Origin of the sequence: Paenibacillus intestini, from assembly GCF_030803945.1 — a bacterium.
Classification (GTDB): Bacteria; Bacillota; Bacilli; order Paenibacillales; family Paenibacillaceae; genus Paenibacillus; species Paenibacillus polysaccharolyticus.
This window is the reverse complement of the sequence record NZ_JAURUN010000010.1, coordinates 145,163-158,619: the sequence shown is the minus strand read 5'-3', so window position 1 is coordinate 158,619 and position 13,457 is coordinate 145,163. Positions and strand designations below refer to the sequence as shown.

The 13,457-nt window shown below is 45.2% G+C and carries 14 protein-coding genes; 10 read left to right on the top strand and 4 right to left on the bottom strand.

Annotated features, from left to right (window positions below; all coding sequences use genetic code 11):
* The first annotated feature begins 27 nt into the window (after nt 1–27).
* The gene (locus tag J2T16_RS23040; RefSeq protein ID WP_499019349.1) at nt 28–1,059 is read left to right on the top strand and encodes a hypothetical protein; all 1,032 of its coding nucleotides are present in this window, start codon (nt 28–30) and stop codon (nt 1,057–1,059) included.
* Nucleotides 1,060–1,307: 248 nt separating this feature from the next.
* On the top strand, nt 1,308–1,496 hold the full coding sequence (locus J2T16_RS23035; protein WP_090924319.1) for an aspartyl-phosphate phosphatase Spo0E family protein: 189 nt from the start codon (nt 1,308–1,310) through the stop codon (nt 1,494–1,496).
* On the opposite strand, the gene J2T16_RS23030 is transcribed toward J2T16_RS23035, so the two are convergent.
* Nucleotides 1,468–1,746, bottom strand: a complete 279-nt coding sequence (locus tag J2T16_RS23030; protein ID WP_090924318.1) for a hypothetical protein — start codon at nt 1,744–1,746, stop codon at nt 1,468–1,470. The two genes, J2T16_RS23035 and J2T16_RS23030, sit on opposite strands and share 29 nt — an antisense overlap.
* Before the next feature lie 482 nt (nt 1,747–2,228).
* Between J2T16_RS23030 and J2T16_RS23025 the strand changes: the two genes are divergently transcribed.
* The 6 genes from J2T16_RS23025 to J2T16_RS23000 all read left to right on the top strand — a co-directional run bounded on the left by J2T16_RS23025 (nt 2,229) and on the right by J2T16_RS23000 (nt 8,220).
* Nucleotides 2,229–3,896, top strand: coding sequence for a DUF6138 family protein (locus tag J2T16_RS23025; protein WP_499019348.1), 1,668 nt, complete (start codon nt 2,229–2,231; stop codon nt 3,894–3,896).
* Between the two features lie 89 nt (nt 3,897–3,985).
* Nucleotides 3,986–5,086: a hypothetical protein gene (locus tag J2T16_RS23020; RefSeq protein WP_499019347.1), complete on the top strand. Its 1,101-nt coding sequence runs from the start codon at nt 3,986–3,988 to the stop codon at nt 5,084–5,086.
* 181 nt (nt 5,087–5,267) lie between these two features.
* Nucleotides 5,268–6,164, top strand: coding sequence for a hypothetical protein (locus J2T16_RS23015; RefSeq protein WP_494390534.1), 897 nt, complete (start codon nt 5,268–5,270; stop codon nt 6,162–6,164).
* 41 nt (nt 6,165–6,205) lie between these two features.
* On the top strand, nt 6,206–7,168 hold the full coding sequence (locus J2T16_RS23010; RefSeq protein ID WP_260511191.1) for a hypothetical protein: 963 nt from the start codon (nt 6,206–6,208) through the stop codon (nt 7,166–7,168).
* The gene (locus J2T16_RS23005; protein WP_499019346.1) at nt 7,169–7,894 is read left to right on the top strand and encodes a hypothetical protein; all 726 of its coding nucleotides are present in this window, start codon (nt 7,169–7,171) and stop codon (nt 7,892–7,894) included. It abuts the gene before it with no gap.
* A 56-nt stretch (nt 7,895–7,950) separates the two neighbouring features.
* Nucleotides 7,951–8,220, top strand: a complete 270-nt coding sequence (locus tag J2T16_RS23000) for a DUF4176 domain-containing protein (protein WP_260511189.1) — start codon at nt 7,951–7,953, stop codon at nt 8,218–8,220.
* 66 nt (nt 8,221–8,286) lie between these two features.
* Here J2T16_RS23000 and J2T16_RS22995 read toward each other — a convergent pair whose 3' ends face one another.
* Nucleotides 8,287–8,562: a WXG100 family type VII secretion target gene (locus J2T16_RS22995; RefSeq protein WP_090924313.1), complete on the bottom strand. Its 276-nt coding sequence runs from the start codon at nt 8,560–8,562 to the stop codon at nt 8,287–8,289.
* Between the two features lie 269 nt (nt 8,563–8,831).
* Nucleotides 8,832–9,935 carry a stalk domain-containing protein gene (locus J2T16_RS22990; protein WP_499019345.1) on the bottom strand — a complete coding sequence of 368 codons (1,104 nt, stop codon included), beginning with the start codon at nt 9,933–9,935 and terminating at the stop codon, nt 8,832–8,834.
* A 206-nt stretch (nt 9,936–10,141) separates the two neighbouring features.
* Here J2T16_RS22990 and J2T16_RS22985 point away from each other — a divergent pair, with 206 nt between their 5' ends.
* The gene (locus J2T16_RS22985) at nt 10,142–11,026 is read left to right on the top strand and encodes a phosphotransferase (protein WP_221791595.1); all 885 of its coding nucleotides are present in this window, start codon (nt 10,142–10,144) and stop codon (nt 11,024–11,026) included.
* A gap of 17 nt (nt 11,027–11,043) precedes the next feature.
* Here J2T16_RS22985 and J2T16_RS22980 read toward each other — a convergent pair whose 3' ends face one another.
* The gene (locus tag J2T16_RS22980) at nt 11,044–11,250 is read right to left on the bottom strand and encodes a hypothetical protein (protein WP_090924310.1); all 207 of its coding nucleotides are present in this window, start codon (nt 11,248–11,250) and stop codon (nt 11,044–11,046) included.
* 476 nt (nt 11,251–11,726) lie between these two features.
* Here J2T16_RS22980 and J2T16_RS22975 point away from each other — a divergent pair, with 476 nt between their 5' ends.
* The gene (locus J2T16_RS22975; protein ID WP_221791628.1) at nt 11,727–13,352 is read left to right on the top strand and encodes a copper amine oxidase N-terminal domain-containing protein; all 1,626 of its coding nucleotides are present in this window, start codon (nt 11,727–11,729) and stop codon (nt 13,350–13,352) included.
* Nucleotides 13,353–13,457: the final 105 nt, after the last annotated feature.

Here is a 13,457-nt window from a genome sequence, read left to right as displayed (position 1 = left end):
AATGGATGCAGGAATGGGGCTCAAAGCATGAAAAAAACGAGGTTATTGACCGATTTGGCTGATTTAATTCAGCGACCTCAGACCAATTCGGGTACCACGAACACGGACACACGGCGATACGGAGCAGGCACCTATGCAGATGCGTTATACCCTATTTTGTTACACAAAAAGTGGACACATCTTCCGCGATATATGATTGCAGGCATGACAGCAAGTCTTTTTCGTTTCGTGGTGGACCGTCGTCTGACGAAAGAATCCATCTCGGCATATAACTGGATGGCAGAAAATTTTGTTGCTGCCGATTTCATCGGAGTGACAGCGAGTCAGGCTGCCGGGTTTTCCTTTGAACCGACGTTTCCGCTCTATCAGAAGCATGCATTACTGAATATCAAAAATTCGATCGACCGGGGAACCGGGGCGGTGTTATGGCATGATCAATTTGTGGTGGTTGTTGGATACGACGATGACGAGGAGGACTTATTTTTCTGCACAGGAGATGAGCCTGACGTGCTTCGTTTACCCTATTCCTTAGTCGGCTGGAATAACTCACCCTATTGGTATTATCAAGTGTTGGAAGCTCACCAATCGATCGATATGTGGGAAGTGTGCAAGGAGTCGTTAATACAGGCTGTATACAAATGGGAAACGCACGACTATATGCTGCCAGCGCAAGATTACGCTTGCGGTTCTGCCGCATACACCGCGGTTGCGGATGTGCTGCAGTCCGGAAACTATGAGAGCAATCAGGCGGCAGCGGTGCTTCGCTATTATGCTTATACAAGAGGGGACATCGCCTCATATGTCAGAGCGCTTGAACATTTATCGCCGCATATGGATCAAGTCATTGTAAAATATACACAGCTCGCTGATCTCTATGCATCTATTGTTGAAGTACTGGATGATTCCGCGGCATGGGATGCAAGGGAACCCGAAAGTGTACAGCAAGTTATTGAACTGATTCGAAACGCAGGGGGTACGGAACAGGCTGCCATTGATGCAATTAAACATGCTTTTCCTGAAACGATCAACAATCGCTTCTCGGATATTGGGCTCAGATAACAATGCGACACTTTAACATCGAATAAGCTGTACATCTAGACATGTTAGACACCAGAAAGGCGATAAGCCAATCTGGTGTCTTTTTGCATATCATTCGAGTTTCGAACTCAATAAGGATAAACGCTGCTTTTAGAAAAATAATATATAAAATTTGAAATAAAGGTAATCTGAATCCTGCTTCATTCCGAATATTATAATATATGGTCTTATCTGGATGATGAATTCAAGGAATGAATGGGGGCAGAACGATGGTACGGAACCCGGAAACCCTTCAGGAATGTATCGAAAACGCAAGGCAGAGACTTTACCAGATGGCAAACCAATATACGAGTCTGCAACATCCAGAAGTCATTCGTCAGTCGATGGTGCTGGATGAATTAATTAATGAATATAACGATGCCAAACGCTTCATTTCACATACGAACCATCGTAGCTAGGGTCAAGTGTACGAACGGCTGACTGAACCTCCGAAACAAGTCGTTCGCGTTCTTCGTAAAGCGGGTACTCTTCTTTGTCAAACTGAAAGTGAATCGTTCGGACATCGCCTTCAGAGAATGTTATTTTTTGTGACTCTAATTCAATGAAAAATGAGTCATCAAACCTAAATCCGTCTCGATCCCGGTAGCAGTACATATAGTCAATATCCTTTTCTTCAAGCACTAACACACCTTGTTCCGTCAACTTCATCATTGGATCCTCCTTCATAAGTGTGGTATGCAATATCTATTTACATTATATAGCGTCTGTTAAAATTTGGGGATAGCTATATCATACATGGCCTGAATATTTTATAACTTAAATGATTTCTGTTTTCCTGAGTCATAGGAGTTTAGTCTTCAAGTAATCATACAAAAGTCGGACAAGGCTATAGACAATTTCATAAATACACTGAAATAGGACAGATGATGTCTACATTCAGTGTTTTTTTTGTGCTTCCTCCGAAGTTTCACGCCGGAGAAGAGACTTGCTACTTCGGCATTGATAGGGAACAACCGTGCGTAAGACTTATTGTTGCGAGTATAGTTGAACGTGTAAAATATAGGTGGATTGCGAACGGAAATACGTATTTAACATTGAATAGACAGGTTGCCGGTCTGGTTGATATAGAATCATTAGGGTTGCAGAACAAGAGTACATACAACATGTTTTACGGAAAGGCAGGAGATAGAATGACAGCAGCAGTGGAACAAGCTTTGGAAGAGATGATTCAGGCTATTCATGAATGGTTTGATGAGCAAACGGCACGTAAGGATTTAGAGCAGACGATCCAAAGAACGAAACTGCAGATGGGCATATTTGATGATATTTTTGTTTTGTACAAGCCGGGAAGAACGATCGTGGATAGCCTGGATATGGGATGGGATGAAGGTTCACTATCGACGCAGACGATCCGGTTTACAGAAGAACTGGTACGCACCGAGATACAGCCGCGGCTGGTCGAGGTGGTTCAGGAGAAGTTAGCCGAATGGGCAGATACACCGCTGATTGATTACCGGTTTACGTTTAGAGGAAAGTTTCCTACAAGCAACGGGATGCTGAAGCTGACGTTGCTGGAATACATCAATGAAGAGAAAAGACAGAAGCTGCTCGAACGGATTCGGACGTATACGGAGCAAAAACTGGAGAATGGTGTATACCCGACCAAGCCGCTCGAAACGACTTTTTTGGCAAAACATCTGCTCGATCCCGTGTTGTTTCCATCGATGGATGCAACATGGATCATTAGACAATATGAACAGATTCAAACGTTAAATCGGGAGCGAAAGGATGCTCTCGCCGAGCACCGTCATACGATCATTTATGCCTTGACGCTATGGGCGGAGAAGCAGTTTTTACCACAGTATTTCGACGTACAGATTTCAGAATATTGTGAAAATGAATACTCGTTGAAGCCAGATCAGAAGCTGGACGGGCAGGTTAAGAGTTCACACTCTATAGATCTGCTACTCTATGCAGCGGTGATGATTTTGCGTTTCGAACCTAGCTACAGCAAGCCAAGAGGGCTTAGGTTTCTGGAACTGGCCAAGCAGCTCGGTAGTGAGCAGGCAGATCGGATGTTGACTGAGGGCAGCGGTACATATAAGCCGGAAGATACTTATGTTAAGACGGAGCAAGTGGAATGCCAGGCCAATGATGTTTTTGCGAGGATAGCGATTCAAATACATCAGGAAGGGGCGGGAGCATATCAACAGGCGCTTACCTTTATTATTCGTTTGCTGGAGCAGGGTTTCCCCAAGAGTTATCACATCAAACTGAAATCCAAAGTAAAACAGTACCTGCCGGTCAAAGGACTTGCCAAATCGGATACACACCGGTTCTTTGCGAATGCTCTAGAATATCCTGAGCTGTATTCACTTCTGGAACAATACGCACGAGTAGCCATACAGGAATTTGAGTTTTATGCAGATACAGAAGGGGAGAAGAGTGGGATGCCGGGAAGTTATGCCGCCTTTGGGCTTGGACTTACGAGCGAGCAGTATTTTCCTCTGATTTACGAATATATGGCGCAGGTCGATGATGAACATCAGATGATTCAGGACAAATTTATTGTTGCTTTTGCCGATAAGTATGGTGTGACAGCAGACTCAGTGCCAGTTCTCGTTCACAGTTTGCGCCGTTCAACGGACGGATTGAAACTCAAATTGTTGCCGGAGTTCGAGCAGGACGAGAAGCTTGAGTGGTTGCTGGAACAGGTTCAGGAGTTGGAATCATATGAAGTTCAGCGAGTGCTCTACCCGATTTTTGGCAAGGTAGAGAAACTGGCTGCACTGGCCCGTAAGGCGGAGGGCAAACGAAAAGAATTGTTACTGAGGCTGTCGCATGCCGCAGGCAAATAAACGAGCTGTCACCAATCCAAATAAACGGGCCTGGTGACTCATTAACTAAAGTATTAGACGCCAAAAGTTGCAGTGAGAGGTGGATGGAGATGGAAGCTTTAACGAAAAGCGTCTGGCAGGGGCTGTCTGAACAGGACAAGCAGGAATGGATGCAACGCATTGCGCTTCAACTGCCAGAAGGGATGCAGTATGAGGGATTGCGAACGTTTGAACGATATGGACAGCGGACTCTGACCGGAGTATTTACACAGGATGAACAGCGATTCGTATTTGTGCCAGGTAACCAGGTAACATTAGGCTGGGAAAAGTGGCATCACGGAATGGATGAGGAAACGACTGCTGATCTGCACGAAACTGCAAGCAGTTACGGGATTGAGGACGTACAATCCTTTCTGGCAGGCCAGATGTCACCTGTGAGAGAGGTCAATATTGGCCCGATGCTTGTGGAGTGTGAGACCATCTCCCTGGGGTGGATTGAGGTAACCGAAGAAGAAGCATTTGCCCAGGAACATGAAGATTTTCCTAAAGCCTTAGCCGAATTCAAGGAATCGGGGCTGAATGAATATGAACTTCATCTGGAATTCAAACTGATTCAAGACCAAGGAGAGGTTCGAATTCTCTGGTTTAATGAAGGGATCGAACTGGAGGACATTGTAAAGGAAGAAACAGCGGCGGGATTCAGTTTGTTGACGGAAGACGAGTGGGAGTATATCTATGGTGGAGGTTGTCGCACTTTATTCCCTTGGGGAGACAGTTTTGACTATACGATGAGATTAAGGCATTTGGGAATACCTAAAAATCAAGATCAGCTAGATTCATCGTTTGTGCATTCAGAAACAGATACAGGTGTGGATACTGGGACAGATGCACTTACGGAGCCGATTGAATCCTCGCGAGCTGGAGCAAATCATCAGTTGTATGATCTGGAGTTGCCGAATTTCTTCGGTGTACAGTTTGCCGGAGATCCATATAAGTACGAGCTTACACTGGGTGCAGATGAAGAAGTGATGCCAAAAGGCGGAGATGGTGGAGCTCTAATCTGTGGAGGAACAGGGCCATTACTTAGCTTCCTTCCTTCTGCTTCAGTATTTTTCCGGGACGTGAATGTGGATGAGCTGGATTGGGAGGAATTGATGGATGCGTTGTATTACAGAAGAGTGATCCGAGTAACAGATATGAAGATGAACTAAGGCAAAAAAATAGGGGGACAGCATATTTGCTGTGCCTTTTATATTTATAATTGGGTATATATAATCAGGCCTGACTGCTTAACTTCAGGAATGGGGGCACATTGAGCAGCGCCCGCGTTCCTTTTACAATAAAAGAATGAGTGCTTTTTAAGGGTATTCATTTTTGAAAAGGGGAATACACGTGTCATTTTATACATCCTTTCAGTGTAACGGTTCGGAGACGCTCTTTCTATTTGATATCTTGAATATACCAGAGGCAAAACAGCTTCGGGCAGAATTGCATGCTGCTGCAGGCCGGGGAGAGGCTGCACCTTCGTACACGCAGATTCTCAAAGGCTTGGTACAGGATCATGTAATAAACATTAGCGATCAGGAAATTACGTTAGAACCTCAGGTACATACGCTGCTTACGGCTTGCAAACTGAGCAGTGCGGTAACTCGTCTGGAGTTATTCAACACGGATCAGGGCAGATCCGTAACGTATGGTTTTTTATCAAGTAATCTGTTGGTCGAATGGATCTGGAAGCCTATGCATCACCAGTCCGTATTCACTTCATATCCCTCCTTACAGGATATGTTTCAAGTTCTCGGTAACCGACTGGATATGAATGATACTCCGCCAGAAGCTGTTCCTGATCTGGGACAAGAGAGTATGCGCACGTCCATCGGGGCCGACACATTGCGCCGCTTGTTTGAATTGGAGATAAGTCCAGCGGGACATGGTGATGAACAAGCGGGGATAAGCGAAAGAACCGAAGATGCTAAAGAAACCGAAGCAACCGATAAAATGCAGGTCATATTGGAAGAAGATAAACATCTGGATCAGGGCTGGGTGCAGCCCTTGTGCTGCAGTTTTGCTGCTCTAGAGCAGCAGAGCCGATTTGAAGTATATACCCGGGGTGCAGATGAGAGATCACAAGTCATTTATTTTATCGGCAGTACGAGTGGAAACTGGCTCTTTCTTGAAGGGGAGACAGAGGATGTGTTTACTGCATTCATCGTAACGGAGGAAGAGCTGGTACAGAGTCTCTTTCTGCTGACAACACGTTCCATATCCGTTCTTCCCTATGTGCGCTGAACGGGAGGGACATTACGTCCGAAAAGTTAGGGGGATTGAACATGACAAAGATTGTTATGAAAGCAGAATATCTGAATGCTCTTGCCCAGCAGATTGAACAAGTCACTGCACAGCTACAGCAGGTTGATGGTATGTTGCAGCATGCGATCCAAGGAGCCGCATGGCAATCGGGTAACCGGCAGACGATTATTGGGCTGTATCAGGCGCATCAGCAACGTTTCCAAAGTGCAGGGCAAAGCATGCAGCAGCTGGCCGCTTATGTGAAAACAACCCGGCAGACGATGGAGCAGAAGGATAACTCTGGTGGCCAATTTGGAGTGACGGGCATTAATCTGCTTGCTCCGTTTGATGGGCTGGGCAGCACGGTCGGTACATTAACTGCAGCTATGGCGGTTGCCCGTTTGGGATATCGAGTGAAGAACGGTTACATGGTGAAAGCTCAGCTGGATCGAAATACACCTCGGGTTCTGGTTCGTGAGAGTCATGATGCAGTCAAAGGAAATAAGGCTCCAAATGGGCGGCCAAGAGACTATAAAATCCATTATGTACGTGACATTGAGGCCAAAATTGCCAACGGAACGGCCACCCCGCAGATGAAAGAAGTTGCCGCCATGATCAAACCAGGTTATGCCGTCAAATCAGCGTTGACGGACAAGCTGGGTTGGGCCAGTGTGGGTATAGATGTATTCAACGATACGAAAGAGAATATTAGTCAGAATGCAGGTACCGACAAGATCGCGGGTGACATTATCGGGAATGTTGTCGTAGGAGGAGCCACCACTGTAGGAGCGACTCTTCTAACTGCGGCCGTTCTGCCAGCAGCAGCACCTGTACTGGCAGTAGGTGCCGTTGGCCTGGGGGTTTCGGTCGGTCTAACCTATCTTGCGGAAGGGATAAAGCTGGATATGGACCTGGACGGTGACGGAAAGGATGATTCGGTGAAGGATGTTGTCAAGCATGGCGCGAAGAAGGCCTGGTCTACCGTGGCGGGGTGGTTTAAGTAGATGGCGAATAAACAGCGTTCAAAACCTTCAGTGCATAAGGGAAATACGGCTGCTGGTCCCGTGATGTATGAAGGGACATCGTATCCCAAGGAAACGTTCGAGAATTATCTGGTCATCTATGCGCTGGATGGTATTCGGCTCAGCGCAGGCACACTGGTTCTGTTTTTTCTCAATGTATTTCTTGTGATACCTATATTCAGTGTTCCGTTTCAAGCTCTGTATGCCTATCTGCTACTTCCGCCGCTAGCTGTTATGAATCTATGGGCCATTGCCCTGATTGCATTCCCGCGCAGGCTACAGCTCAATTATGTCTTGTTTCGAGGCGTATTCGGACTGGTGTGTTCAGCTTCATTTATGGTAGTTATACAGAAATTCGCCTATGAAGCACTGGGACTGACTACGCCATGGTATGCGATTGGATCTTTTGCAGTATACTTCTTTGCCTTATCTCAGTATGTAAGGTTTCGTTTACAAAAATTAAAGCAGCCGTCCCAGCGTAAAAAGGGGGAGAAAAGTAATGGTATACCCATTGCTACCTTAACCGCAATTACAGGAGGGGCATACTTGCTGGCCAACATTTCATTGGCCTTCGTAACACAGCAGACAGTGGCTGTTGTTCTGATATGTGTATACATCCTGCTGGCTTTTGTTGTCTTTCATTTTGTTATGGATCTGCATCGATATTACTGGCTTCGCCGAGTCATGAACAGACCAAAATCGGTTTAATTCAGCGAAAAGCAGACCTAATTACAAGGTCACTAGATATGAGGAGGATGAAAAGTTTGGAAAATAATATACCTGCACTGTTGCCCAACGGGTCTGTAATTCGTTTGAAAGAGGGTACAAAAAAACTCGTCATCTATGGAAGGAAACAAATGTTAATGACCGAACCTCCGCGGCAGTTTGACTATATTGGCTGCCCGTACCCGGAAGGTTACATTAATCCAGATTACACTTATGTATTTAATCACGGAGACATTGATGAAGTTATTTTCAAGGGGTATAGTGATGAAGAAGAAGAGGTTTTTGCGGCAGAGCTTGAGCAGGCGTGACAATACATTACGCTAATTCTGATGTTGGCCGCGGCTGCTGGTATTCTTGATACAAACGGATCAGTACTAACGTGACTGATCCGTTTCACGGAAACGTTCTGCAGTCTGCTGCAGCTGCGTGCCTGTCTCCATTAAACCTCGTAAATAACTGCTCACCGTGGTCATACTGTTATTCATACGCTCAAGGAAATCACGCTGCCGATTGCCTTCCCATTGACCTTCGGATTGATCAATCATCGTTTTGAGTTGGTTAACGATGTCTTGTCCATTCTGCGAAGCTTTGTTGAATTGGACGGCAAGCTGCTGCAGCTCCTCTGGCGACAGATCAATGCGCTGATTCATAGTACACTCATTCCTTTCTGTTTGTATTTTGCAAAAATCGGGATAACTTTATTTATTATAACCCTTTCCGCATCAAAATGAAGCCGGACAAAAGCCGCGTTTTGCGAGCAGCATAAACGGCCTATAACCAAGACAAAACACACACTATACGGCTCCCAAGTCTGAAGAACGGAAGAGCCGATATCGTATGTGTTTTGTTATTTTATTTATGATGTTATGGGTTTATGATCAGATGATGCTTTATGAGCGTTACGCAGAATAGGATTGCATTATTTTACTTTTTGCACAGCTACGGCCATCTGTTCCAGTTGGGTATGCGTCAATTGGTTATTTGACGAGCTGAGTGTGACATAACGATCATCCAGCTTGAATGTAAGCATGTCAGTTTTATCCGGTGTGTACCATTTGGCAGATACGCCGTTAGGCAATTTTACTGTTTTGCCATCATAGCTGAACGAGTAGTCTCTAGGAGACACCGTTACATTCATGCGGTTGAAGACAAAGTTCACGCCATCGCCGCCTGCACCTACACTTTTGAAAGCATCTCCCGCAACCATATGTTGTGGAGCATAAGCAGTGGTGAAACCATCAAATTGAGCAAATGATTTACGGATCTGTTCCAGCTGCTGTTTGGAGTAACTTACATTTTCAAAAGCCGTAATACCTTGATCATTGCCGCCTTTTACTTTTTGTACAGAGACAGCGACTTGTTGCAACTGTGCTTGGGACAGCTTATGATCTGGCGAGCTGAGTGTGACATACCGATCATCCAGTTCGAAGGTTAACATGCCGATATCGCTTGGTGTATACCATTTTGCACTAACACCATTGGACAGTTTAACCTCTTTGCTCGTGTAACCGTCCGAATAATCTCTTGGAGAAACATCAACCTTCATGTGATTGAAAATGAAGCTTACACCGTCGCCAACGGCTACGCTTTTGAATGTATCACCTGCAGTCATTTGCTGTGGAGCATATGCTGTCTCAAAGCCATCGAATTGAGCAAATGCTTTCTGGATCGCTTCTTTTTGCGCTACGGTATAGGTTACATTGGTTAGTGCAGTTGGATTGCTGTTCGCTTCACCAATAATAACTTGTTTATTGGCACCATCATATGTTACAGGCACATGCAGTGCATCAGCCAGTGCGCGAACCGGTAGATAAGTCGAGTTATTGTACGTGATTGGAGCCAGTTTTTTACCGTTCCCGTCAGTCGGCGAGTATGCTGCACCGTCTACATTAAAGCTGATTCCATGATTGAGGTAAGCTGAGATTTTCTCCAATTGTGTTCCGGCGTATACACCGGCTGCTCCGGTTAAGGTCATACCCAGCACCATCATTGTAGCTACGGATTTCTTCATGTTTTTCTTCATCATATATCTCTCCTTTAAGTTGGGTTATTTGTTGTCTTGCTGTTCCTTATGGCTTTATATTACCCCCCGAACTTATCCAGAATAATTCTGAATTATCTCCAACTTGTAAACATGTGTAACGATCTTTGCATCATGATGGGTAGTCGCCATGTAAAGGTTATAGGGGAAGCATCTTGTTTGGGTTTCATAATTAAGGAGGGGAGCAGATGGATCATCGCGTTATGAAAGAGTTTATTGAAGAGTTTTATGATATTGGTCGGATACAGCGCGTGGAAGTGATGAAACAGGGGACGAGCTCTGAAGCAAAATGCATCGATTCTTCAGCAGGTAGATTCGTGTTACGTAAACTTAGAGATGAGCGGCAGGCTGTAAACGAAGAGAGACTTCATCACGTTCTGTCATTGCAAAACATCTCTCCAGCAATGGTCATTGCGCGGAATGGGTTGTCCTATGTGCATTTGAATGATGAAATTTATAATTTGCAGTACTACGTGGAAGAAACGGTACCGTACGATCAGGAAACCATGCATTTTGTTGAATTTGGGAATATGCTTGCTCGCTTCCACCATGCTGCTTACAAGCTTGAAATCATGGATCAGCAGGATCGTTTTGCGTTATCTCTATTATGGTCACAAGTCCGTGATGAAGTCAGGGGATCTTCGTCAGCTATTATCGGTTCACTTGAGGGGCATGTAGAGCAATGTACGGAGTACATCGTGAGAAATGATAGCTTGATTCATGGTGATCTGGGTGTGTGGAATATGTTATTTATGAAGCAAAAGACGCTTTTGATCGATTTTGGAGAGGTGAGAAGAGGTGATCCGCATTTTGATGTGGCTGCCGCGCTTACCTCGATGATTCCTGCAACCGTAAGAGCGAATGAGTGCTTATCAATCATAGAAGATGTGATGAAAGGGTACGCTGAGGCCGGGGGACTGCTCACAAGAGAACAGTTGTATGAACAAATTCATCTATGGTTGCTGCGCGGCTGGCTGGCGTGGATCAGGGAGAGGGGAGTTACCTCCCCGATGGTGCAACACATGGAGCGAGGCGTGCGGAGAGTTGCCGTATTCAAAGAGATGTTACTTTAGCATTCAGTGGATGATGATCAGTTGTACAAATACAGGACAAATCCGCCTATACCCAGTACGATGGCGCCGACGTATACATATGTAAGTTTACTCAGATTTTGCCGTGTACGGCGATCATACTCGGGGTTACTGATGCGATTGGCTTTCGAATTCCCGATGATAAGTGTAGCAATCCCACCAAATAAGGCAATACCGATAACCAATGCATAAGGTAGCCAAGTCATGAGTTGACCTCCTTTTCCATTCGATGGAGAGCGTTTGCCTCTATTGTATCTCAGGTTTACTCGCAATGTAAGCTATTATTGAGAAATATAGGAAATTTATTCAGTTTGAAATATTATAGGGTGAACACTTCTTTTACACGTTAACGGAGAAGACAGAAAAAACCTGGAAAAGCGAAGCGCTCGCCTTTATCAGCGGATTTTCCCTTTGGAAAAGGGAATTCAAAAAAATCTGGGGATAACAGCGATTGAAAGGTTATTCTGTCATCGGAGTGGACTGTGTAAAATCTTTAGTTTAACTTATATAGATAAAAAAACATAGATGTATCAAGCATTTGCGGCTTTCTTTATCGAAAGCTGTAATTTTTTTTGCCTGCGGAGTGATCCAGAATGGAGAACCGTGCGTTACACCCTATGAAGACAACGACAAAGAAACAAACGAACCAAAAACATACTTAAGGAGTGACTCACCAATGAAGATGAAAATGAAAACATTTATTGCACCTGTACTTAGCTTGTCGCTGTTAATGCCGGGAATCGCGGGAGCTGCTTCTGCGCCTCAGACATCCACTTCCATGACCATGATGAAAGCATCCGTGAACACCCCTGCGGCTGACCTGAGAGCGAATCTGGATCATCTGTTGTCTGAGCACTTTGCTCTGGCGGTGACAGCTATGGCGAAAGCTTATGATGGAGCCAAAGATGCAGATGCAGCCTACAAAGCACTTGATCAAAATGCACTGGATATGCAACCGGCGATTGCTTCTCTCTACGGTGAAGCGGGAGCCAAAGAATTCGAACGGATCTTCCGCGCACATAACAAATACACCGATGATCTGGTGAAAGCAACCAAGATGGGTAACCAAGCTGGTATCAAGCAAGCTCAGGATAACATCAACGGATTCGTGGATGAATTCTCCACATTCCTGAGCACAGCGACAGAAGGCAAACTGCCTAAAGACGCAGCAAAACAAGCATTGAAAGTGCATGAAGATCTCGTGCAGAAAGTATTCGACGAGTACGTAGCCGGAGATTACACCGATGCATACAAGGCATATCGCGAAGGCTTCAAGGAGATGTTTGACGTAAGTAAAGCACTTTCCACCGCGATTACAACACAGATGCCTGAGAAGTTTAACAACACCAAAGCGGATACCAAAGCAGCTGACCTGAGATCTGCACTTAACCACTTGGCTTCGGAGCACTTTGCGCTTTCCGCTCTGCAAATGCAAGAGCAATATGATGGACGCACAGCGGCATCGAATGCCCTCGTAACCGCAGAAGCTGGAAATACAGCGGACTTCAAAGCTGCAATTGCTTCTATTTATGGAAATGAAGGAGCGAATGCATTCGAAAAAATCTGGGTAACTAACCATGTTAACGCTCAGAGTGATTATGTTAAAGCTGTAAAAGATAATGATGCTACCGCACGTACAGCTGTGCAAAAACGAATCGACGGCTTCACAACGGAGTTTGCTACATTCCTGGATTCCGCAACAGCAGGCAACCTGCCTAAATCTGCAGCACAACAAGCGCTGACAACACATGAAAACCAAGTGCAAAAAGTGCTGGATCAATATGCGGCAGGCAACTATGATGCTTCTTACACCACGAATCGCGAAGGCTTCAAAGTGATGTTCGGGGTAGGTCAAGCGCTGGGTAATGCCATTGTGACTCAGTTCAATGACAAGTTCCAAGAGGCAGCACCAACACCAGCGCCAGATATGACAACGGTTTGGATGAAGCTGAACAGCAAAATGCTGAAAATTAACGATAAAACAACGAACATGGACACCACACCTGTGCTTTGGAAAAATACAACATACATCCCACTGCGTTTCCTGAGTGAGGGAATCGGCGCAACGGTGAAATGGGACAAAAAAGCACAGCAAGTTACCGTTATGGCTGGTGATGATACACTCGTATTCTGGGTGAACAACACGGTCATGGAAGTCAACGGTATGAAGAAAAACGTAGGTTCTACCGTGTTTGTTAACAAAGACGGACGTACACAAGTACCGCTGCGTTTCATTGCTGAATTGTTACAATGGAATGTGAAATGGGCTCAAAAAGATGGATCTATTACACTGACTAAAGCAATGTAAGGCAAGCTTAATGCAACAATCAACAATGTGATTCCATACGGTCTTATGTTGATATAATTAATCTCACATTCAAACCGAAAAGGCTGCCCCTGTGGCAGCTTTTTT